At 64.5% G+C, this 20,575-nt stretch carries 20 protein-coding genes and 1 pseudogene; 11 read left to right on the forward strand and 10 right to left on the reverse strand.

The features are described from left to right. Nucleotides 1–26: 26 nt before the first annotated feature. Nucleotides 27–620 carry a hypothetical protein gene (locus ACZYZF_RS26575; protein WP_463837288.1) on the reverse strand — a complete coding sequence of 198 codons (594 nt, stop codon included), beginning with the start codon at nucleotides 618–620 and terminating at the stop codon, nucleotides 27–29. 290 nt (nucleotides 621–910) lie between these two features. Here ACZYZF_RS26575 and ripB point away from each other — a divergent pair, with 290 nt between their 5' ends. Beyond that, nucleotides 911–1,645, forward strand: a complete 735-nt coding sequence (ripB, locus tag ACZYZF_RS26580) for an NlpC/P60 family peptidoglycan endopeptidase RipB (RefSeq protein WP_463837346.1) — start codon at nucleotides 911–913, stop codon at nucleotides 1,643–1,645. 41 nt (nucleotides 1,646–1,686) lie between these two features. Here ripB and ACZYZF_RS26585 read toward each other — a convergent pair whose 3' ends face one another. From ACZYZF_RS26585 to ACZYZF_RS26595, 3 genes are all read right to left on the reverse strand, one after another. Then, nucleotides 1,687–2,625, reverse strand: a complete 939-nt coding sequence (locus tag ACZYZF_RS26585) for a M56 family metallopeptidase (protein WP_463837290.1) — start codon at nucleotides 2,623–2,625, stop codon at nucleotides 1,687–1,689. Then, complete coding sequence (locus ACZYZF_RS26590) at nucleotides 2,622–3,011, reverse strand: BlaI/MecI/CopY family transcriptional regulator (RefSeq protein ID WP_463748026.1); 390 nt, start codon at nucleotides 3,009–3,011, stop codon at nucleotides 2,622–2,624. Before ACZYZF_RS26590 ends, ACZYZF_RS26585 begins: the two co-directional genes overlap by 4 nt. Before the next feature lie 112 nt (nucleotides 3,012–3,123). Further along, the gene (locus tag ACZYZF_RS26595) at nucleotides 3,124–4,641 is read right to left on the reverse strand and encodes a multicopper oxidase family protein (protein ID WP_463837292.1); all 1,518 of its coding nucleotides are present in this window, start codon (nucleotides 4,639–4,641) and stop codon (nucleotides 3,124–3,126) included. A gap of 255 nt (nucleotides 4,642–4,896) precedes the next feature. Here ACZYZF_RS26595 and ACZYZF_RS26600 point away from each other — a divergent pair, with 255 nt between their 5' ends. Next, nucleotides 4,897–5,829 carry a L,D-transpeptidase gene (locus tag ACZYZF_RS26600; RefSeq protein ID WP_463837294.1) on the forward strand — a complete coding sequence of 311 codons (933 nt, stop codon included), beginning with the start codon at nucleotides 4,897–4,899 and terminating at the stop codon, nucleotides 5,827–5,829. A 104-nt stretch (nucleotides 5,830–5,933) separates the two neighbouring features. Here ACZYZF_RS26600 and ACZYZF_RS26605 read toward each other — a convergent pair whose 3' ends face one another. The 3 genes and pseudogenes from ACZYZF_RS26605 to ACZYZF_RS26615 form a co-directional block, all read right to left on the reverse strand. Then, nucleotides 5,934–6,251 (reverse strand): hypothetical protein, encoded by a 318-nt coding sequence (locus ACZYZF_RS26605; protein WP_463748028.1) that lies wholly within the window; start codon nucleotides 6,249–6,251, stop codon nucleotides 5,934–5,936. Between the two features lie 189 nt (nucleotides 6,252–6,440). Next, a pseudogene (locus ACZYZF_RS26610) lies at nucleotides 6,441–6,643 on the reverse strand (TrpB-like pyridoxal phosphate-dependent enzyme); the annotation flags it as partial. Further along, nucleotides 6,597–7,181: a CGNR zinc finger domain-containing protein gene (locus ACZYZF_RS26615; protein WP_463837296.1), complete on the reverse strand. Its 585-nt coding sequence runs from the start codon at nucleotides 7,179–7,181 to the stop codon at nucleotides 6,597–6,599. The gene ACZYZF_RS26615 and the pseudogene ACZYZF_RS26610, both read right to left, overlap by 47 nt. Nucleotides 7,182–7,206: 25 nt before the next feature. On the opposite strand from ACZYZF_RS26615, the gene ACZYZF_RS26620 reads away from it, so the two are divergent. The 4 genes from ACZYZF_RS26620 to ACZYZF_RS26635 all read left to right on the forward strand — a co-directional run bounded on the left by ACZYZF_RS26620 (nucleotide 7,207) and on the right by ACZYZF_RS26635 (nucleotide 11,120). Next, nucleotides 7,207–8,604, forward strand: a complete 1,398-nt coding sequence (locus ACZYZF_RS26620; protein WP_463837298.1) for an MFS transporter — start codon at nucleotides 7,207–7,209, stop codon at nucleotides 8,602–8,604. A gap of 502 nt (nucleotides 8,605–9,106) precedes the next feature. Beyond that, the gene (locus ACZYZF_RS26625; RefSeq protein WP_463837300.1) at nucleotides 9,107–9,952 is read left to right on the forward strand and encodes an alpha/beta fold hydrolase; all 846 of its coding nucleotides are present in this window, start codon (nucleotides 9,107–9,109) and stop codon (nucleotides 9,950–9,952) included. 148 nt (nucleotides 9,953–10,100) lie between these two features. After that, nucleotides 10,101–10,622 (forward strand): nuclear transport factor 2-like protein, encoded by a 522-nt coding sequence (locus ACZYZF_RS26630; protein ID WP_463837301.1) that lies wholly within the window; start codon nucleotides 10,101–10,103, stop codon nucleotides 10,620–10,622. A gap of 189 nt (nucleotides 10,623–10,811) precedes the next feature. Continuing rightward, entirely contained in the window at nucleotides 10,812–11,120 is a 309-nt protein-coding gene (locus tag ACZYZF_RS26635; RefSeq protein ID WP_463837303.1) for a hypothetical protein, read from the forward strand. Nucleotides 11,121–11,182: 62 nt separating this feature from the next. Here ACZYZF_RS26635 and ACZYZF_RS26640 read toward each other — a convergent pair whose 3' ends face one another. Both ACZYZF_RS26640 and ACZYZF_RS26645 read right to left on the reverse strand, forming a co-directional pair. Beyond that, nucleotides 11,183–12,049, reverse strand: coding sequence for a hypothetical protein (locus tag ACZYZF_RS26640; protein ID WP_463837304.1), 867 nt, complete (start codon nucleotides 12,047–12,049; stop codon nucleotides 11,183–11,185). 186 nt (nucleotides 12,050–12,235) lie between these two features. Then, nucleotides 12,236–12,883 carry a LysM peptidoglycan-binding domain-containing protein gene (locus tag ACZYZF_RS26645; protein WP_463748034.1) on the reverse strand — a complete coding sequence of 216 codons (648 nt, stop codon included), beginning with the start codon at nucleotides 12,881–12,883 and terminating at the stop codon, nucleotides 12,236–12,238. A 205-nt stretch (nucleotides 12,884–13,088) separates the two neighbouring features. Between ACZYZF_RS26645 and ACZYZF_RS26650 the strand changes: the two genes are divergently transcribed. The 3 genes from ACZYZF_RS26650 to ACZYZF_RS26660 are packed head-to-tail and all read left to right on the forward strand — an operon-like array spanning nucleotide 13,089 to nucleotide 16,110. After that, a complete protein-coding gene (locus ACZYZF_RS26650; protein WP_463748035.1) occupies nucleotides 13,089–14,150 on the forward strand; it encodes a hypothetical protein in 1,062 nt (353 codons plus the stop codon). A 30-nt stretch (nucleotides 14,151–14,180) separates the two neighbouring features. Next, complete coding sequence (locus ACZYZF_RS26655) at nucleotides 14,181–15,029, forward strand: alpha/beta fold hydrolase (RefSeq protein ID WP_463748036.1); 849 nt, start codon at nucleotides 14,181–14,183, stop codon at nucleotides 15,027–15,029. A gap of 7 nt (nucleotides 15,030–15,036) precedes the next feature. Beyond that, nucleotides 15,037–16,110, forward strand: coding sequence for an isocitrate/isopropylmalate dehydrogenase family protein (locus tag ACZYZF_RS26660; protein ID WP_463748037.1), 1,074 nt, complete (start codon nucleotides 15,037–15,039; stop codon nucleotides 16,108–16,110). Between the two features lie 3 nt (nucleotides 16,111–16,113). On the opposite strand, the gene ACZYZF_RS26665 is transcribed toward ACZYZF_RS26660, so the two are convergent. Beyond that, nucleotides 16,114–17,502: a purine-cytosine permease family protein gene (locus ACZYZF_RS26665; RefSeq protein WP_463748038.1), complete on the reverse strand. Its 1,389-nt coding sequence runs from the start codon at nucleotides 17,500–17,502 to the stop codon at nucleotides 16,114–16,116. Nucleotides 17,503–17,596: 94 nt separating this feature from the next. On the opposite strand from ACZYZF_RS26665, the gene ACZYZF_RS26670 reads away from it, so the two are divergent. Beyond that, a complete protein-coding gene (locus ACZYZF_RS26670; protein WP_463748039.1) occupies nucleotides 17,597–19,063 on the forward strand; it encodes an MFS transporter in 1,467 nt (488 codons plus the stop codon). Nucleotides 19,064–19,389: 326 nt separating this feature from the next. After that, on the forward strand, nucleotides 19,390–20,526 hold the full coding sequence (locus ACZYZF_RS26675; protein WP_463748077.1) for an ABC transporter ATP-binding protein: 1,137 nt from the start codon (nucleotides 19,390–19,392) through the stop codon (nucleotides 20,524–20,526). Nucleotides 20,527–20,575 lie beyond the last annotated feature (49 nt).

Below are 20,575 nucleotides of genomic sequence, written 5' to 3' on the forward strand. Positions count from 1 at the left end.
CTTCATCGGCTCGGTGCATACGTGAACTACCCGATTCGTGGATCGGTCACCTCGTCGACCAGTTCGTTGGTCGCGGGGTCGAGGCGCTGCAGACGCGACACATGATCGGCATCGGTCGTCACTTTCATGATCAGTTCGGTCGCGTGCAGACCCAGCGATTTCAGTGTCGCCGTGGCCGTTTCGACGGCTTCCCGTTCGGTGATGTCACGGCCACCGGTATAGACCTTCGTGGTGTGGGCGAACGCCGTTGTTCCGTTCGTGCGGTGAAACGAAACTCTGCGGACATCGATGGGTTCCTGCGGCGGACCACTGAAGGTGCCTGTGGTATCGAACTGGTTGACGACCGACACCGATGCGCCGTTGTCCGTCATCAGCTCGAAATGCAGTTCCGTGACGCCGGTCGCCACCAGCGACGGTCCGTTCAGCGTGATGGTCGATCCATCGACAACTGCGGTACGAAAGAACCCGTAGCTGCGAAATATCGGTTTTGGCGGAAGGTCCACGTTGAATTCCAGGTGCAACGCGAGGGTTGATTGAGCGACCACCGAACGTGGAGCGTGGGAGTAATGGACCGTGGCCGAGTGGCCCCAGGTTTTCACGTTATCCGTCAAGACGATCATCACAGCGTCCCCTTCTGCAAACCGACGCCTATTAGCGTATGAAGCGCTGATTCAGGTGCCATGAGTACTGCACTACCTGTTCTGGCCCGCGTCCGGCACCGAGTCAGACCGTTGGTGGCCGATACCAAAACGCAACCTGCGCAATGAATTACCAGAGTGGAATTCTGTAACAGATGGGGCTGACGTTACTGTTGTGATATAGAGTACGTACGTACGTAGTTACTACATAGATTCCATCTGGACGTTATCGCTGCCACGGCTGTCGCAAGGCGGGAGGGGAATGCGTGACCATGCCTTCCGTACCCCACGGGTGTCCTCTCAGCTTGGGCCGTCGAACACTCTTGCGCACAGGGGTTCTCGCTGCCGCAGCGTTCGCGGCGTGGGGCACTCCCCTCGCCCGGGCGGAGCCCGACACTGGCCAGTGGGATCCCACGCTGCCCAATCTGCTCAGCGCAGGTGCGCCGGGCGATCCGGTCGCCATTGCCAACGCCTCATTGCAGGCGAGCGCTCTTGCCGCACAAACGACGTTCGACATGGGCCGAAAGTTTCTCGGCAGCATCGGTCTCGGGCCCGCTGACGCCGGTGTCGCAGCCCCGGGTTTGCGCGGCAACCGCGTTTACGGCCGACAGGCGGTCGAGTACGTCATCCGGCGCGCCGGAACGCAATTGGGGGTGCCCTATTCGTGGGGAGGCGGCAGCCTGACCGGTCCCAGCCGCGGAGTGGATTCCGGTGCCGGCACCGTCGGCTTTGACTGCTCCGGACTCACCCGCTACGCATTCGCCGGTGTCGGTGTCCTGCTCCCCCGCTATTCGGGTGATCAGTACACGGCGGGCCGCCATTTGCCCCCGTCACAGGCCAAGCGGGGCGATCTCCTGTTCTGGGGTCCTGGTGGCGGACAGCACGAAGCGCTGTATCTCGGCGGCGGTCAGATGATCGAGGCGCAGCAGACCGGAGTTCCGATCAAGATTTCGCCGGTCCGCACCTCCGGCATGACGCCATATGTCACTCGCATCATCGAGTATTGACGCAGATACCCGCTCGTGGTGTTCGAACGCGAACACCGACCTCAGCGACAGAGCAGGCCCGATGCCCCCAGCACCAACGTCGCGACCGGAACCAGGGCGATCACCGTCGCCGCGCCGAACAGGCCGGCGCCGGCACCGACCCGCATCCACGGTGTAGGCGGAAGAGCAAGGCGCTCAGCGCGGTTCAGTAATGCCACATCGCCGGCCCCGAGGGCCTGGGCCGGCGTAGCGCCGGCGAGTGCCATCAGCCCCGAGAGGAGCGTGTGCTGCCCATGTCGGCGCACCGCGACATCGTCGGCACACATTTCCAGCAGTCGACCGACATCGGCGGCGCCCCGGGTCATCAGGCGCACCCGTGGAAAGACAATCGCCAACCCACGTAGCGCGGTGACAATCGTCGGATGGTGTCCGTCGAGATGCGCCCGCTCGTGGGCGAGTACAGCCTGCAGCTCGCCGGTGCCCAGCACGGCGACCGCCCCGGTGGTGACCACGATTGCCGGAGGCTCCCCCGCCACGCAGTACGCAGTGCGCTCAGCGGTGTCGACGATGAAGACGTCGCGCTGATCAGTCGGACGTCCCACCAGACGCACCGCCTGGGCGTGACCGTGGGCATGGGCGTGCAGGCGCCGAATGGCCCGTACGGCTTTGATTCCGACACCAACCACCGCCACCATCAGCGAGACCGCCACGACCATCACCGCCGCTTGCGCCGCAACTCCCGCGCGCCCAGCTGCGATGTCGCAGAGGAACTGCACACACGATGCCAAGAACGACGTGCGCCGGCCGCCGTGAACGACCACATCGAGGATCACCAACATCGGAATGACGATCCAGGTGGCCAGAACGCTGACGACAGCGGTCAACCAGGCCGCCACACCGAACCGGGGAGCAGATCCGCCGCGGGTCAGGGCACTGAGGACAGTCGGCGCCAGCACCACCATCGCCACGCTGTAGATCAGCAGGCCCGCGGCGACATTCACCGCTTTTTCGCCCTCGTCGACCGTCTGGCCAACGTACGCAACGCGGCGCGCAATCGATCGGAATCCTGTGGGTCGATCTGCTCGATGAAGTAGCTGAGTACCAGATCCGAACGCCCACCACCGTCGAGAGCCTCACGCATCAACTGAGCGGTGTGCTGCTCGCGGTTCAACCTCGGCCAATACCGGTAGGCGCGGCCGTCGCGGTCCCGTTCCAGCCAGCCCTTCGTGTGGAGATTGTCCATCGTCGACATGACGGTCGTGTAGGCGATCCGGCGCTCCCCGACGAGCTCGTCGAACACCTCGCGCACAGTGACCGCCGCGGGAACGCGATTCCAGATGCGATCCATGATGTCGGCTTCGAGTTCGCCGAATCCTCGTACGCGCACAGCACCCCTCCAAGATCGGTGATCCGAGCGTACCTCGCACCGAGGCATGGCTCGTGTCCCGACGCGACCGCCGTATCTACTACATATGCCAGTACGTAGTACTGGCCTATGGTCAGTCGGCGTAATCGAGTCGGGTCATCATCCCGGCGTCCTGGTGATATGTGTTGTGGCAGTGGAGCATCCATGAACCTGGATTGTTCGCGTCAAACACCACGCGCACCTGCTGCATCGGCAACACGATCAGCGTGTCCTTGCGGGCGCCGGGTCGCCCATTGTCACTGATCACCTGAAAAGTATGGCCATGCAGGTGCATCGGGTGCCACATCATCGACGAGTTCCGGAAGGTCATTGCCACGCGTTGTCCTTCACGCACGGTCAATGGCTGCGCATCGGCGAACGCGCGGCCGTTGATCGTCCACTCGTAGTTCGCCATTGACCCGCCCAGTTCGACGGGCAGGTCCGTGTCCGCGGGCCTGGAGTCCAAGGTGGCCTCCGGAATTGCGGCGAACGTGCTCACCGTGCCGAGCCTCCCCTGCAACTGCGGAGGCGCATAGTCGAGCGGTGGGGTTGCGCCGTCAGCGGTGACCAACAGGGCCCGCGTCGACGCATTCTTACCCTCGGCCGCCGCCACGAGCGGGAATACCCCGTCGCGTGCCGTGACCACAACGTCGTAGCGCTCGCCCATCCCCAGCAGCACTGCATCTACCTCGGTGGGGACGACGGGGAACCCGTCGGTATGGGTGACGGTCATCCGGTGCCCGGCCAAAGCGACCCGGAACGCCGTATCGGAACCGGCGTTGATCAATCGGATCCGCACGCGTTGGCCGGGGCGCGAACGGAAGCTGTTGGGGTTCTGAGCGCTACGGCCATTGACGACGTACATCGGGTAATCGACGTCGCCGGCGTCGCCCCCGAGTGCCGAACTTGTATGACCGCCCATCGAGCCCATCTCGCCTTGGCCGTCCATACCCGGCATGTGGTGTCCTGCGCCCGACGGCTTGCGCAACCGGTCGTAGATCTGGGCAGGGCTTTCGCCGACGCCGTCGGTCCAATCGTCGAGCATCACAACCCATTCAGCGTCATATCGGCCGGGGTCATCGAGATCGTCGATGATCACCGGGAAGTACAGGCCGGTGTCGGCATCCAGTCCGGTGTGTGGGTGTGCCCAATAGGTACCGGGATGGGGTGCTGAGAATCTGTACGTGAAATCACGCCCATCGGGGACGTCGGGGGTGGCGGGCGCCGCCCCGTCCATGTCGTTGCGAAGCGCCAGGCCGTGCCAATGCGCCGAGGTCGCACGGCCGAGCCTGTTGCGCACTGTGACCTCCAACTCATCGCCGACCGAGGCCCGCAGCAGGGGTCCGGGCACCACGTCGTTATAGGCGATGGTCTCGGCGACCCTGCCACCGAGATCAATTTGCGTGCGTTGTGCGGTCAAAGTGGCCGACACGGTGCGGCCGCTGTGGGGGCGGCGGACCTCCGCCGCGGCGATGGCATCCGGGGAAGTTGCGACGGTAGGGGTGGCGCTGGTTTCCCGCTGGCACGCCGCGATGGCCGTCGCGCTCAAGGTTGCCGTGACCACGAGGAACCCACGACGGCTGAGACGCGGCGGGCTGGCGGTGTCGGGCATGGTCGGCTCTCCAGTGGTTCTTCCTGACGGGGCGAGGTGCATGGTGCTCGGTCTCCACCTGACCACCGGAGAACGGTGAATCGGTATGGGTTGTATGAAGATTTGTTGAAGAACGACGCCTCAGCGACGGCACAAGCGACTGCGCGAATCTGGTGCGATCTACTATTCCCGTACGTAGCTAGTAGACTGGTTGCGCAACCATGAATCCGGTCGAGCGGACATGGTCATCAAGGACACCTTGTCGATGGAGGCCTCGTGCAGCACCGCACCGGATATGTGTGGATCACCGCGATCGCGGCGACCGTCATCGTCACCGCATCAACCGTCACCGCTGCGTCCGCACAGGCGGACCCCGTGGGGCCGCCACCGCCCGTCGAACCGGCACCACACTTCTCGCCGGCCGAAATACCTTGGCCCGCACCGTTCGGTGTGGCAGCTGATGTCGGTGTCCCGGCCGGGCAGAACCCGCTACCGTTCACCGGTGAGGCGCCGTTCTCGCCACCTGCGTTCAACCCGGCCAATGGCTCAATGGTCGGTGTCGCCAAGCCGATCTACATCACGTTTCAGCGGCCGATCGCCGACCGTCAGATGGCGGAGGACGCCATTCACGTCTCATCCAACCCGCCGGTGCCCGGCAAGTTCTACTGGATGAGCGACACCCAGGTGCGTTGGCGTCCCATCGATTTCTGGCCGGCCGGCACCCTGGTGAGCATCGATGCCGCTGGCACGAAATCGAGTTTCCGCGTGGGTGATTCACTGGTGGCCACCATCGACGACGACACCCATCAGATGCAGGTTCACCGTAACGGCAAGCTGGAGAAGACCTTCCCGGTCTCCCTGGGTAAGCCTGGCTACGAAACCCCCAACGGCACCTACTACGTGTTGGAGAAGTTCTCCGACATCGTCATGGACTCCTCAACGTATGGAGTTCCGGTGAACTCGGCCGAGGGCTACAAGCTCAAGGTCAAAAATGCCGTCCGCCTCAGCAACACCGGAATTTTCGCGCACAGCGCTCCCTGGTCGGTTGCCGATCAGGGCAAACGCAATGTCAGCCACGGCTGCCCCAATCTCAGCCCGGCGAACGCACAGTGGTTCTTCGACCACTTCGGCAGCGGCGACCCTGTCGTCGTCAAGAACTCCGTCGGCCTCTACAACCAGCCGGACGGGGCGCAGGACTGGCAGATCTGATCAACGCGTCGGCGCCGAGCCTTTGCGCATTGTCGCGTTTAATTTGTAGTGCGAATTGTCCACATTGAAATGCGAGCAATTGATTGTCAACGTTGGGCAGGCGGTCAGCGATTGCACATGAGATCGACGTATGCGGTGGTATAGCGCACGAGGTTGTTCACGTTGCCCGAAGGACCCCGCTGCACCCACGAATGCTTGACGTCGGTGCCCTGCCGGACCGCCGTCACGGTGCATTGGTCCATAGGCGCATTACCCACTTTGTTGAGGATCACGCGGAATCCCTGCGCTTCGAGATCGCTGATGGTCGCCTGGGCGGACGTCTGACCACTGGGCGCAGCATTTGCCGGCACCGATGCGGCAAACCCGAGTGCCGCCGCAACCGAGGCAACGGCGACGGTATTCAAGAGCATATTGTTCGTCATCCAATTCCCTTTCCGGCCAGTCGATAAGCCGACCTCGTATTCCTGAGGCGTCTACATCGAGCCTACGTGCGAATACGAATCCAGGGTGAAATTCATAGGCGACCCATACTTAGCCGCATAGGAGTTTCACGGTTAATTCAGGTCGAATTCAAATATGGGACTGGTGCCGAACAATCCGGCGCGTCGGTCTCAAAAATTCCCGTCCAGGAATTCCGCGTACGCAGGCAGGTCGAGCTGGCCGTGAACTCCGGCGCCGGGACGATGCCCTGGCTCCGCGCGAACAGGACAGTGTGGCCGAGTGCGGGCGCCATCCGGTGGTAGCGCAGCCCACCGGCGTAAATCGGGTCAGGCACGAAATCCATTCCGAGCGTGTGCATCTTGAGCAGCGGGGTACCCTGCGATCACCGCAACGTGGGCGGATGCGGCTCGGTGTCGCCTGACGGCGTCACGGTTGGCGCAGCCGTGGCTGCAGTACCTCTGGCTACCGGGTCGGGTGAAGTCCACGAATGCCATCGTGCAGTCAACCAGGGCGCACCGGCGGATACGTTGCATCCCGCGTTCGGTGAGAAAGTGGGCAGCCGCAGCGCTTGTGGCGCCGGCCAGGGTGGCCGCGAAGCCCGCGTCGGCGTCGCGGTAGTGCAGATGCCAACCACTGCCGTCATGGTTGGTGATCGACGGACTGGTGGCAAATCGATCCAGCAACCGATTGAGGATGCACGCCCGGTTCTCATCGGTGTCGGCGTCGACGACATCCGTCCATTGCTCGAGATAATCGCCCACCTCTCGGAGGTCGGCGCGCGTGACGCGACAGTGGATCGGCATGCCCAGACCCGTCCAGCGCCGTTCCAGATCGCCCGGCGTCGTCGCAGGTTGATTGACCAGGTTGGTCGCGTTCCGCAGCAACGGCTCGATGTAATGGTTTACACGCATAAGACCATTACAGCAGTGTCGACCCATGCCGTCGACCTCTCCCAATTCCATTCCCGTTCACGATGCCGCAGGCGATCAAGTCACGGATTGGCGCCCCTTGGTGACCTGCTGTCTCGCAACCTTTCTGCTGCTGGCGTTCACCACAGTCGTGACGGTCAGCGCCGAGCCCATCGCAGACGGGCTCGGCGCTGGATTCGCGGTAGCCCAATGGATCATCGACGTCTACACCCTCGCTCTGGCGGCGCTGGTGGTGGCGATGGGCACACTCGGAGATCGGCTGGGACATCGGCGCGTGTTCCTGACCGGGCTGATCATCTTCGGCGTGGCATCGACGGGATGCGCGGCGGCCACCAGCGGCGGGGCTCTGGTCGCGGTCCGTGCCATCCAGGGTGTCGGCGGTGCCGCGATCTTCGGCACCGCCGTCCCGTTGTTGACCCACCACTACCATGCCCGGACACGTGGGATCGCATTCGCGGTGTGGGGTGCAGTGGCCGGGATCGGCAGCACCTCGGGCACGATTGCCGGCGGAGCCGCAGCCCAATTCATCACGTGGCGCTGGTTGTTTCTGGCGGCGGTGCCGATATGTGTGGTCGCCGTAACCGTCGGCCTGCGGTCACTGTCGCGTGACCATCACGCGCCCGTACGACTCGATGTCACCGGAGTAGCGCTCATCACCACGATGATGACGGGGACCACCTACGCCGTGATCAAGGCCGGCGAGTCGGGGTGGGCTTCGCCCGGAACCATGGGTGGGGCTGTGGCGAGCCTCGCCGCGGGCTGGGTTTTCGTACTCGTCCAACGCCGCGCCACGAGCCCGTTGTTGCCCCCGGAACTTTTCGCGACCCGCGGCTTCATCGCTGTCCTCATCGCCGGCTTCGCCTACTACTTCGCCGCTTTCGCCACATTGCCGGTCCTGTCGCGGTGGTTACAGTCCAGCTCCGGCATGCGGCCCCTGCAGGCTGCTCTGGTGTTGACGGTGCAGCTTGCGGCGTTCGTGCTGGTTTCGCTCGCATTCAGCGCACGGTTGCACCAGGCACCGCGCAGCTGGGTGCTCGGGGGCGGGACCGGACTCACCGGCCTGGCTTGCCTGTCCGGTGCCGCACTTCTGCTGCGCCCGGAATGGATGTCCCTGGTCGCGATGCTCATCGTCACCGGCATCGGGGCGGCGATCGTATCCCCCGTGCTGCCCGCAGTCGCGGCGACATCGGTCCCGCCGCCACGGGCGGGAGTCGCCGCCGCGGCTGCCAATGCCGCTCGTCAACTCGGTCTGACCATCGGTATCGCATTGTGCGGCACCATCAGCCAGGCAGCAGACGCGGGCAGTGGTCCCGCCACAGGCGCGGTCGTCGCCGCCCTCCTCACGTCGGGCACGGTTGGGATCTGCGGCGGAGCGATCAGCGCCCGGTTGCTCCGCGCCCCATGACCTTCCAATGGGATCAGGTTTAGGGCTCGCCCTGACCGGATAGCCAACGTATCCATGAGATTCATCCGGACGTGGATTGGAGGTCTACAGCCATGAATATCACCCGGATTATCGCCGGCGCAGCGGTCGCAGGTGGGATGGCGGCTGCAGCCGCCGGACTGAGCGCGGCCACCGCGAGCGCGGCCCCGGGGCCTGCGCCGATTCCGAATCAGCCGATGATCGCAATGACCATCCCCGGGGGGCCTAATCCCGGTCAGCCGCCTGCGTCAGCACCACCGGCACCGGCTCCTCCGACATGGGGTGCGGGCAATCCCCAGGTGTGGGATGAAGGCTGGCAGCACTGGGGCGTATGGATGAACGGAGTGTTCGTTCCGACGTACTAACCGGATCGGTGTCCTCCGTCACCGCGGAATCTCCGCGGTGACGGAGCCGCTTCCAGACCGTGTTCCGCGGGGCGGGACTGCTGCCGGTCCGGCACTTCGACACCCGTAGGTTGGTCGGCATGACCGAGCCGGAATTGAAGCAGATCGACACATCCGCCGGAGTGCTGCGGTATTACGACACTGGCGACGGACCAGCACTGCTGTTCCTGCACGGCTCGGGCCCTGGAGTCACCGGTTGGCGTAACTTCCGAGGGATACTGCCGACCTTCGCCCAGCAATTCCGTTGTCTCATACTGGAATTCCCCGGATTTGGGATCACTGATGACATCGGCGGCCACCCTATGATCTCTGCGCAGGGCGTGGTGGGGCCTTTCGTGGATGCCCTCGCCCTCGACCGCGTCCACATCGTCGGCAACTCCATGGGTGGTGGCGTCGGAATCAACTTCGCCATCCGGCAGCCCGACCGCATCGGCAAGCTCGTCACCATCGGTGGGATCGGAACCAACCTCTTCAGCCCGGGGCCCAGCGAGGGCATCCGGTTACTGCAGGAATTCACCGAAGACCCGACCCGCCAACGCCTTGTCGATTGGCTGAACTCAATGGTCTACGACCCGGCGCTGGTGACCGACGAGTTGATCGAACAGCGCTGGGAGCTGGCTACCGATCCCGGGACACTTGCCGCCGCCAAGCGGATGTATGGCAAGGCGGCGTTTGCGGGCATGATGGCCGCCCTACGGTCGTCTGACGCCCCGATGCCCTGGGCACAGATGCACAAGGTGGCGGCCCCGACGCTGCTGACCTGGGGCCGTGATGACCGCGTCAGCCCCCTTGACATGGCCCTGATCCCCATGCGGACCATCCCGAACGCCGAACTGCATGTGTTCCCCAACTGTGGGCACTGGGCGATGATCGAGGCGAAGGACGCCTTCGAGCAGACCGTGCTGGGATTCTTGACCCGCAGCTAGGCGGCGTTTGGACTGCGGGCCAGAGCGCATGCACTCATGGAAATCCATCGTTGAATCTGTGATACACCGCTGTATATTACTTATGTGCGCCACGTCGTATGAGCTCGCTGGCCTGCCCCTACCGCTCCCCCAACGGAGAAGGACCGCAATGGATCTGGTCGATCGAATCGCCAAACACCGCCGTATGGCCGAGAGCTACCGGGACAAATACGTACTGCGCAAGGTCCACGAAGGCGAGACTTACGACGAGTGGGAGTTCACCGACGACGCGGTGTACACGTCGCCCTACTTCGTGGCCGGGCAGGAACTCGTCCTCAAAGACGTCGCAACCTCGTTCGACGTCGCGGCCACCGTCGAGGCCAAGGCTTATTCCGTGGCCTTCCCGGACTGGAAACCCGTTGACCACAAGTTCTGGCCGGCAGAGAACGGCCTTGTCATGCGCTACCGCTGGGAAGGCACGACTGCCGACGGCGAAACGATGGGCTTCTACTCGATCAGCTTCATCGACACCAACGAGAACGGCCAGATCACCCACTGGTCCACCTACGTCAACGACGAGGAGTACGGGCCTTTCCTGGAGAAGGCAATCGGCGCTCGCGGGCCATTCCACGGCGACGAGTACATGGAGGCCTTGGCCCGCCACTTCGAAAAACACAACCTGACCTGGTGAGCGTGGGCCGCCGACCCTAATCTGAGAATCGGCTGTCAGCCATCAATCATCTTGACACCCTATGGATTTCAATCTGTTGCCGATTGCACAGCTCTTCCCCACAATCACCACAGGGCAAACACATCGCCTCGAAATAGCTTTGCTCTCCGTGCGGCACCGTCGTCGCACGGTTCAGAACGGAGTAGAGCAATGGGTTTCAAGAGATCCGTGGGCGTATCGGCGATGGCGGCAGGAATCGGAATGGCCGGGCTACTGGGCCTTGGCATCGGTACCGCCGACGCCGAACCGGGCCCTGGTTGCGACCGTCCGGGAGCGCCGCAGTGCGACCGTCATGACGACCGTGGCTCCCGGCCCGACGACTGGCACGGCCGTGGCATCGACCAGGGCCGTCGCGATCATCAACCCTTCGAATGGAATGGCCAGCGGGTGACCCCGATGCCCTCCGGCGACGGCCGCGGCTGGGGCTTCTGGTTCCTGGATCGATGGGTGCCGATGTAGACAACCGATTCTGGTGGGGCACTCATCCCCTAGTGCCCCACCAGATTCCGGAACGGCGACGGTCAACGCGAGGTAGAGCACACCGCTTTCGCTGCGCCGTCCATTGCGGTGGCCGCGGTCCAGTTCGCATGGTCTGCCGGCACGAACTTCGGCAGCTTGGTGGCGTAGTTGTCCACATACCGTGACTGTGCCCGCAGGAGACCGGCCAGCAACGGATCGGTGGCTTTGTCGGCCAAGGCGCGCAACTCGGCGGCCTCCTGGCGCATGACCGGAACGACAGCCAGTGTCACTGACCGTTGCTTGGGCGACCAGCGCGAGGCCGGAACCCGGTGATCGGTCTTGACCCAAGCCTGCTGCTTGCCGTCGTACCCGACGCTGGCCCGCTGCCACTGAGAGCAGACGGGATCCGGCTTGGTAGCCGCAAACGCCTGCGCGGGCCGGCGTCCCGGCTCATCGGTCACGGTCGACGCAACCACTTCGGCGGGAACGGGTTTCACACTGGTCCGAGTCGCTTCGGCAGCGCTCTGCTCATCGTCGTGTCCGGAGACGGTGACCGCCACGACGCCGCCGACGAGCAATGCGGCAGCGGTGGTCGCACCGATCGTTTTCCACACCCGTGCACCGGTCAACCTGGCGCTCAGGGGCCGACGACCGGCACCACCGGCGCCGAGCGCCACGTTGAAGGCCGCGTCCGGGCGAGCCCGTAGCTCCGCGACAGCCACTTCGACCGCAGCGGTCGGCGTTGCCAGATCCGTGAGTACCTTGACAAACCGCGCCACCGACACCAGATCGCGTCCGTAGAGATTCGCTTGCGGTTGTCCCGCCGGAAGGAACCGCTCGACCAGGTCCTCGCGCAGCTGCGACGCCCGGGCGATTTCAGCCGCGGTCAGCCAGTGCCCCGGAACGTCTTCTGCCCCAAACCCGGTCATCAGTTCGTCCTTCCCACCCGCACCTGATGATTGGTACCGCATGCTGTGCATGCGCGGCAACCGCCAAAGCGCTGCTACGTCACCACGTTGCTGTCACAAGTTGGCCACCGAAAGATCACGGCCCTCCAAAACAAGGGCAACCCGGGATCGACTGGCAAACAACCACTCTGGATCACGGCCGTGTGTTCACGACGGGAAGTACACCGTTTGGTTGGAGAACAAGGTGTGCGGGCGGCTGATGTAATTGGCCGCGGCGGCAACTGCGGCGCGGGTACTCACATCGTGGTCGCCGTACTCCTCGACGCACAGTGACTCGAGGGTGTCACCGGCGATGTGTCGACGACGATTGAGCCCGGGAACGACCAGAACCTGCCCTGGGGCCGGATCGGCAGACGCGTCGAGGTTGTTGGCGTTGGCGACGACTACCGTGAGGTGGTCATCCCCGTACCACCGGCCCGCCAACCCCGCGAAGGTCTCACCGTCGACAACCGTGTGGTGCCCGACGTTGGCGAGATCCGGGAGCAGCAACCAGGTACCACGATGAATTTCCCGTTGTGCCACACCGTTGACCACTTCCCAGATCAACTGGATCGCCGGGCTCTGTGTCCCATAGAAGGACTGCGTGAGCTGCTGGCGGGCGGCAGTGCCGTCATCGGAGGTGAACAGATACCGGTAGGTGACATACGGGATCAATATCTCCTGCCCGATGTTGATCAGGCCCGGATTGCTGAGGTGATTCTGTTCGGCGATGACGGGATACAGACCGCCGTCGCCATATTCGCGCTGGGCGATCCCGAACAGGGTGTCCCCGAGCGCCACGGTGTAGTTCTTCATCTGGCCGTACCTTTCTCATCGGTTGAGTCTCAGTGGTTGAGGCGTCGATCCGCTCAGTGTCGGTTCCGTCCACGGAGACAGTCGCGCGTAGCCGGCTACCTCAAATGACGGCATCGGATCTGAGGGCGCACATTTGAGGTAGCGCGCTACGCGTGTCCATACCCACCGGTCTGGTCATGCTGGAATTCTCGACCTGTCAGTTCAGATGCCGGACGGTGATGACGATGACGTATGGGATACCGACATGACCGCGCTGACCACACCGCAGTCAGCGGCAGGTGACCGCCCGACGCTCACTCTCGCCGGGTCAGGCTCGACGTCAGCAGGCGACAAACCATCCGGTTCCCCACTCCGAGACAAGCTGCGCCACCAGCCGTTGTCGGTGTGGCGCGAGGTCGCCCGGGGCCGGCTCGCCGATCTGCATGTCGATCTCGACGCACTCCCGATCGACTGCCGGGACAACCCGCGATACCTCGACGCACGGCGCCGGCTCGAGGAGGCCATCCAGATCGTCAATGCCCCGCGTAGCCTTCGTGGCCTGCTCAACGGAGCCGCTGTGGAAGCCACCTGGCTTCGAATTCACGCCGTGGATGTCACCGTCATCCGGCTGGCGACACCAGGAGTGGTCCGGGCTCGGCTACCCGAAATCGTCTCCACCGGAAAGGAATTGCTCGGCGAAAGCCATGAGGCGGTCGTGGCGATCGGGGCAATTCTGGGGCACTCGAAGTGGTCCGACCGCGACCGCGAAGCCCTGGCGCGCAGTACCAAGGCGGTACATGCCGCCTCTGACAGCGAGAGCATGCGGCTACGCAGCTTCCGCAATGTCCTGCTGGGTGCCACCGGCGTGTTGGCGCTGTTGGCCATATGTTTCGGGATTGTCGGTGCCATTCGCCCCGACACGTTCGGTCTCGTCACAACCGGCACATCGACACCCCGAGGTGATATCGCGATCGCCGAGCTCCTCGGCCTGGTGAGCGCCAGCCTTGTCGGTGCGGTGGCCATCCGGCGGATGAAGGGAACATCCACGGCCTACGCGGTGCCGATGGCCTCGCTGATGCTGAAACTCCCCACCGGCGCATTGACCGCTGTCGCCGGACTGCTGATGGTCAAGGCAGGGATCGCCGGAGACGGGGTCAGCGTCACCACCAACGCCCACGTAGTCGGCTACTCGCTGTTGTTCGGAGCGTCGCAGCAGGGCATCACCGGGATGGTGGACCGTCAGGCACAAAGCCTGCTCAACAACATCTCGTCGAAGGACAACGCCTGATCGACAGGCCGGCTTGGCATGATGCTGGATATGGATCAATACCGCCGCGGGGATTTCGTATTCGACGTCACCGACAGCGGACCTCCCGACGGACCGGTGGTTGTTCTGCTGCACGGCTTCCCACAGCAGAACAGCAGCTGGGAGCAAATCATCCCGCTGCTCACCGGCAAGGGCTACCGGTGTTTGGCACCCAATCAGCGCGGCTACTCGCCCGGCGCCCGGCCTACTCGCCGCCGCGACTACCGCGCGACGGAATTGGTGAAGGACACCCTCGCACTGCTCGACGCCAGCGGTGCCGACCGGGTGCACCTGGTCGGCCACGATTGGGGTGCCGCAGTCGCCTGGAGTCTGGCCGGCTACGCACCGGAAAGGCTGGCCTCGCTGTCGGCGTTGTCGGTGCCCCACCCGATCGCCTTCTTGCGGTCGATGATCACCAGCCGACAGGGCCTGGCGTCCTGGTACATGTACGTCAATCAATTGCCCCGGGTCCCCGAGCGGCTCATGCTCGGTCGCGACGGCAAGGGAAAGGCCATGGCCGAATCCCTGATCCGCAGTGGGCTGCTGCCGGAGGCAGCGGCACGTGACACCCGGGCCATGGCGGAACCCGGTGCACTGACCGCGGCACTGAACTGGTACCGAGCCATGCCTCTGAGCCAGTCCGGCCTGGACGCAGTGGACCAGATCACGGTCCCGACGCTGTATGTCTGGAGTGATCGCGACATCGCGATCACCGCCAAGCCGGCACGTGACACCGTGAAGTACGTGAGCGGTCCCTACCGTTTCGAAACGCTCGCCGGAGCTTCGCACTGGCTTCCGGAGGAAAAACCTGCGGAGATCGCAGAAATGCTGTTGCAGTGGTTCGCGACCCATCCCGTTTGAGCGGAAGATGACAAGTGTGCTGACTCTGGGAGTGCTCCTCGGCGACGGTATCGGACCGGAGATCGTGGATTCGGCGACCAGGATCGCCGAACGGGCCTTGTCAACTGCGTCGGTCGATGTGCACTGGCGCGAACTGCCCTTCGGCCTCGAGGCGATCGGTGAGTTCGGAACTCCGCTGCCAGAACCGACACTGGCCGAACTCGACGGGCTGCCCGGATGGATCCTCGGACCGCACGACAACGCCGGCTACCCTGCGCAGTTCCGCGGCACACTGTCGCCCGGTGGGGCAATCCGCAAGCGCTACAACTTGTTCGCCAATATCCGGCCCGCCCGGACCCTGAGTGCCGCCATCGACGCCTTATGCCCCGATCTGGACGTTGTCATCGTCCGGGAGAACACCGAAGGCTTCTACGCCGACCGCAACATGTACGACGGCGCAGGAGAATTCATGCCCACGCCCGACGTCGCGCTGGCCGTCGCCGTTTTCACCAGGACCGCGTGTGAGCGGATCGCCCACCAGGCCTTCCAGTTGGCCGTCGCCCGGCGCAAGTCGGTCACCATCGCCCACAAGACGAATGTCCTGGCCAAAACCACCGGACTGTTCCGCGACGTGTGTCTGGCGGTCTCGAAGAGCTACCCCGATGTCGAAGTGCGTGGCGAACACATCGACGCACTCGCGGCTCGGCTGGTGAGTCATCCCCGCGATTTCGATGTGATCGTGGCGGAGAACATGTTCGGCGACATCTTGTCCGATCTGGCAGGCCAGTTGAGCGGCTCCCTCGGGATGGCGCCGTCGATCAATGCCTCGCACACCCACGCGATGGCCCAGGCCGCACACGGGTCGGCGCCCGACATCGCCGGACGCGACGTCGCCAACCCGGTGGCGATGATCCTGTCCACCGCGATGTTGCTGCGCTGGTTGGGCAGCCACGACGGTGGCACCCCGGAGCTCGGCGTCGTCGCCGACCGGATCGAGGATGCCGTCCGTCGCGTCCTCGATGCGGGTGTCGGAACGCCTGACATCGGCGGCAGCGCGTCGACCTCGTCCTTCACCGAGCACGTACTCGCCGCACTGCGATGACCGCTAGGGGCGACGAGACGCCTGCGTCAGCAGTCGGTAGCCGCCGTAAAAACCCAGCGCTGCAACGAAATTGACAAAGTAGGCGATGTCGGCGCCGTGCCACGCAGTCGCCACTGCACCCTGGATCAGGGTGGTGTTCATGAACGGCACCGCTACCGCGTACGCCACCGCGAACGCGATCAGGGCCACCACCGCGTCGCGACGAACCGTGGATTCGGCACCCGGATCGATGCTCGCGCGGCCCCGGATTCGGTACATCCAATCCACCACTACCACCGCGACAAACGCCGGAATCCAGTAGCTGACCAACAGCAGGACGTCGGTGAACCGGGTCGCGGTGTCGGCGGCGTGCAGCCACAGGATCAAGCCGAACGCCAGCACCGTCACGATGATCGCCGACACCGGCCGACGCACGCGCACACCGATGGTCTGCAACGCCAATGAACCGCTGTAGTCGTTCATCACGCCCGACCCGATCGCCGCGAGGGCGATCACCAACAAGGCCAGCCCGCCGAGCAGACCCCCGCCCATGACGGCGTGAACGCCGTCGGCGGTGTGCTCACCGATGACGGCTGCGGCGGCGATCCCGATGCCCTGGACGAAGATGTAACCCAACACGATTCCGGCGAACGAGTATCCGAACACCTGCCACCGCGACGAATCCGTGGGGAGATAGCGACTGAAATCGGCGGCATAGCTGGCCCACGAGATCGCCAGGCTCAGGGCGATGGTGACCTCGAAAACGAAGGCCCCGGCCAGATCCGCACCGACAGCCGACGGCGGCACCACGATGTCATGGCCGCTGACCAGTTTGACCGTGAAGACCGCGAACGTGAGGAAGAGGATGACGGTCAACACCGCCTGCAGGCGGTGGATCAACTCGTATCCGAATACCCCCACGACGCCCTGGACTGCCAGCACGATCAACACCGCGCTCCAGAACGGGATGCCCAGCAGCGCCGCGAGCGCCTCTCCACCGAACAAGCCGACAAGGGCGTCCCAGGCGATCGACGAGCCCCACTGCAGGATGCCGGGCACCACGACCAGACCGCCAAATGCCATGCGCGCGTTGGGAAGTTGGCCAGCACCAGTGCGCGGTCCCCACGTCGACAGATAGGCGACCACGGCTGAGCCCAGGACAGTGCCGATGACCATGGCCAGCAGGCCCAGCCAGAACCCCAGCCCGAGCGTGATCGCCAATGTGCCGGTGAAAACTCCGGTCATATTGACCTGCGGCGCGAACCAGACCGTGAACAGCCGAGCCGGGTGGCCGTAGCGCTGGTCGGCGGCGAGGGGCGCGATTCCATGGGTCTCGACCGTCAGATCGCCCGAACCGGTCGGGCGACGCCCGCTGAACGTGGACGCGTTGAGTGCGCTGACTCCGAAAGCCATTCGTCTATTCGACCACGCACCCGGTGTGCGGGCACATGCCGGACCAAGGCCATAATCGACCAAACACAAAGATTAGCTATGGATCGGAGCGGAAGTGGCCAGGACCGACACACACCGGTCCGCCTTCCCGGCTTCTCCGGCGCGGCGCCCCGCCGGTGTCCTGATCGCCGGCCTCAGCCTGATCGCCCTGACCGTCGCCATACTGCAGACCGCGGTGGTCCCGATCCTGGGCATCATCGCCCGGCAGCTGAACACCACTTCGGTGGCGGTCAGCTGGGCCGTCACCGCCAACCTGCTCGCCGCGGCCGCCTCGACCCCGCTGATCGGGCGACTCGCCGACCTCTACAGCAAGAAGCGTGTCCTGCTGGGCGTCCTGGTGGTCGTGCTGACAGGTTCCGTGCTGGCCGCGGTCACCGCATCAGTACCTCTGCTGGTGGCGGCCCGCATCCTGCAAGGCGCCTCCTACGCGCTCTACCCCATCAGCATCGCGATCCTGCGTGAGGAACTCGCCGAGGATCGCCTGGTAGGGGCGATGTCGGTCTTGTCCGGAACGCTGGGTTTCGGCGGCGGCGCCGGTCTCGTCGTCACTGGTCTGCTGATGTCCGGCGACGCCGGGTATCACCGGGTCTTCTGGCTCACCACTGCGTTCACCGCAGTCGTGATCGTGGTGGCGGTCGTGGTCGTGCCCAACCGCCGGCCTGATGCCGGTGGTGCCATCGACTGGCTGGGCGCTGCCGGCCTGGCGATCGGCTTGTCGTCGGTGCTGCTGGCGATCACCCAGGGCAATTCGTGGGGATGGCGTCATCCGGGCACCGTCGGGTTTCTGCTCGGCGGCGTCGCCCTACTGACTGGCTGGTGGTGGTGGGAGCGACGAGCCGCCGATCCCCTGGTCTCGACCACGATGCTGGCCCGACGACCCATTCTGCTGACCAATCTCGCCACGATCCTGGTCGGAATGGGCCTGTACTTCGCCTTTCTCGGCCTCACCCAATTCGTGCAGATGTCGCGCCAGGCCGCCGGCTACGGATTCGGGGCCACCGTGCTGCAGGCAAGCGTCTACTTCCTACTTCCCGGGGCCCTCACGGGTTTCCTGGTGGCGCTGGTCAGCGGGCGCTACATCGACCGGTACGGCGCCCGCCGGGTGCTGATGGTGGCCGCTGTCGCGGGAATCGCAGGATTCGTCATGCTCGCAGTCGCCCATGACCGCCCGTGGCAGGTCATCCTGGCCGGCATGTTGGCCAACGCGTACATCAGCCTCGGGTACGGCGCGTTGCCCGCCCTGGTGGTCAGTGAGGTGGACACCAGCGAGACGGGCATCGCCACGAGCATGAACGCCATCGCCCGCACCATCGGCAGCTCGGTGGCGGCGGCGGTCGTGGCCGTGTTGCTCGGTCATCGGATGGTGCCCTCGGAAGTCAGCTTCGTGACCATCTTCGTTGCCGGCGCGGTCACCGCCGCGTTGGCGATGGCGCTCATCGCAATCTCCCGGGCACCGGACCGCCACCGCGACTCCGTGCACACCATGTCGGAGGCCCGCGCGATGAACCACGAGTGGGGCTGACCCCGCTCAGTCGGCGGTTTCTTGTGGCGTCTGGCCGCTGAGCTGCGAAACTCGATACCAGCCAGTGGTTGCTCCCGCAGAACATGGGCCGAACACGGCCGCCGTGGCCGTTGGCCCGCGAGGCTATGGAATCGCGCTGTCAAGGCGGCCCAAACGAAGGATTCCATTGAAAAATTGTTAATTCTCTGCGGAATCGCTTGCGAAGGTCGGCGCAATCGGCGATTGTTTACCGACAGCTTCCGCGGCTGTACTGGAGGAGGAGTCCGCTGACCGGCCCAGATATCACCGCCGTCGACAAGTCGACGGGACACGACGGCGCGCCACGCATCGGCGCCCCCGTCATCGAGATCGACCACGTCACGAAACGGTTCGGTGACTACGTTGCCGTGGCCGAGGCCGATTTCTCCATCGCGTCGGGTGAGTTCTTCTCGATGCTCGGCCCCTCGGGGTGCGGGAAGACCACCACACTGCGCATGATCGCCGGATTCGAGAGCCCGACCGAGGGTGCCATCCGGCTGGAGGGTGTCGACGTTTCCCGCGTGCCACCGCACAAGCGCAACGTCAACACGGTCTTTCAGCACTATGCATTGTTCCCGCACATGACGGTGTGGGACAACGTCGCCTACGGGCCGCGCAGCATGAAGAAAGGCAAGCCCGAGATCAAACGCAGTGTCGACGAGCTGCTGGAGATCGTTCGGCTCACCGACTTCGCCAAGCGCAAACCCGGCCAGCTCTCGGGCGGGCAACAGCAGCGGGTGGCGCTGGCTCGCGCCCTGGTCAACTACCCGAGCGCGCTTCTACTCGATGAGCCGCTCGGCGCCCTGGATCTCAAGCTGCGGCACGCGATGCAGTTCGAACTCAAGCGGATCCAGCGCGAGGTCGGCATCACGTTCATCTACGTCACGCACGATCAGGAAGAGGCGCTCACGATGAGCGACCGGATCGCGGTGATGAACAACGGAAACGTCGAGCAGATCGGTAGCCCCACCGAGATATACGACCGCCCGGCGACGGTGTTCGTCGCCAGCTTCATCGGGCAGGCCAACCTATGGGCGGGCCGACAGACCGGACGCGCCAACCGCGACTTCGTCGAGGTGGACGTGCTCGGCACCACGCTCAAGGCCAAGCCCGGCGACACCACCATCGAACCCGGCGGGCACGCCACACTGATGGTCCGCCCGGAACGGGTCCGTGTCTCGATGGATGCTCCCACCGGGGATGTGGCCACCCTTGCCGCCACCGTCAAAGACCTGACCTTCCAGGGTCCGGTACTTCGGCTTTCCCTCGCCGCACCTGATGATTCGACGATCATCGCCCATGTCGGGGCTGAACAGGACCTGCCGCTGCTGCGTCCTGGAGACGCCGTGCACGTCAGCTGGTCACCGGAGGCCTCGCGAGTACTCCCGGCGGCAGACATACCCACCGCCGAAGACCTCGAAGAGATGCTCGACGACAACGCCTAGACCCTCTCCGTCCAACGCCCGTCATTACGGAAGCGCCCGAATTCCCCGA

The sequence above is a fragment of the Mycobacterium sp. IDUB_24 genome, assembly GCF_055419385.1.

What these genes read in the sequence shown, in the direction of transcription:
- ACZYZF_RS26575 (WP_463837288.1), bottom strand. Translation starts at nt 620, where the DNA reads ATGATCGTCTTGACGGATAACGTGAAAACCTGGGGCCACTCGGCCACG.
- ripB (WP_463837346.1), top strand. Translation starts at nt 911, where the DNA reads ATGCCTTCCGTACCCCACGGGTGTCCTCTCAGCTTGGGCCGTCGAACA.
- ACZYZF_RS26595 (WP_463837292.1), bottom strand. Translation starts at nt 4,641, where the DNA reads ATGCCCGACACCGCCAGCCCGCCGCGTCTCAGCCGTCGTGGGTTCCTC.
- ACZYZF_RS26605 (WP_463748028.1), bottom strand. Translation starts at nt 6,251, where the DNA reads ATGACGAACAATATGCTCTTGAATACCGTCGCCGTTGCCTCGGTTGCG.
- ACZYZF_RS26615 (WP_463837296.1), bottom strand. Translation starts at nt 7,181, where the DNA reads ATGCGTGTAAACCATTACATCGAGCCGTTGCTGCGGAACGCGACCAAC.
- ACZYZF_RS26620 (WP_463837298.1), top strand. Translation starts at nt 7,207, where the DNA reads ATGCCGTCGACCTCTCCCAATTCCATTCCCGTTCACGATGCCGCAGGC.
- ACZYZF_RS26625 (WP_463837300.1), top strand. Translation starts at nt 9,107, where the DNA reads ATGACCGAGCCGGAATTGAAGCAGATCGACACATCCGCCGGAGTGCTG.
- ACZYZF_RS26630 (WP_463837301.1), top strand. Translation starts at nt 10,101, where the DNA reads ATGGATCTGGTCGATCGAATCGCCAAACACCGCCGTATGGCCGAGAGC.
- ACZYZF_RS26635 (WP_463837303.1), top strand. Translation starts at nt 10,812, where the DNA reads ATGGGTTTCAAGAGATCCGTGGGCGTATCGGCGATGGCGGCAGGAATC.
- ACZYZF_RS26640 (WP_463837304.1), bottom strand. Translation starts at nt 12,049, where the DNA reads ATGACCGGGTTTGGGGCAGAAGACGTTCCGGGGCACTGGCTGACCGCG.
- ACZYZF_RS26645 (WP_463748034.1), bottom strand. Translation starts at nt 12,883, where the DNA reads ATGAAGAACTACACCGTGGCGCTCGGGGACACCCTGTTCGGGATCGCC.
- ACZYZF_RS26650 (WP_463748035.1), top strand. Translation starts at nt 13,089, where the DNA reads ATGCCGGACGGTGATGACGATGACGTATGGGATACCGACATGACCGCG.
- ACZYZF_RS26655 (WP_463748036.1), top strand. Translation starts at nt 14,181, where the DNA reads ATGGATCAATACCGCCGCGGGGATTTCGTATTCGACGTCACCGACAGC.
- ACZYZF_RS26660 (WP_463748037.1), top strand. Translation starts at nt 15,037, where the DNA reads ATGACAAGTGTGCTGACTCTGGGAGTGCTCCTCGGCGACGGTATCGGA.
- ACZYZF_RS26665 (WP_463748038.1), bottom strand. Translation starts at nt 17,502, where the DNA reads ATGGCTTTCGGAGTCAGCGCACTCAACGCGTCCACGTTCAGCGGGCGT.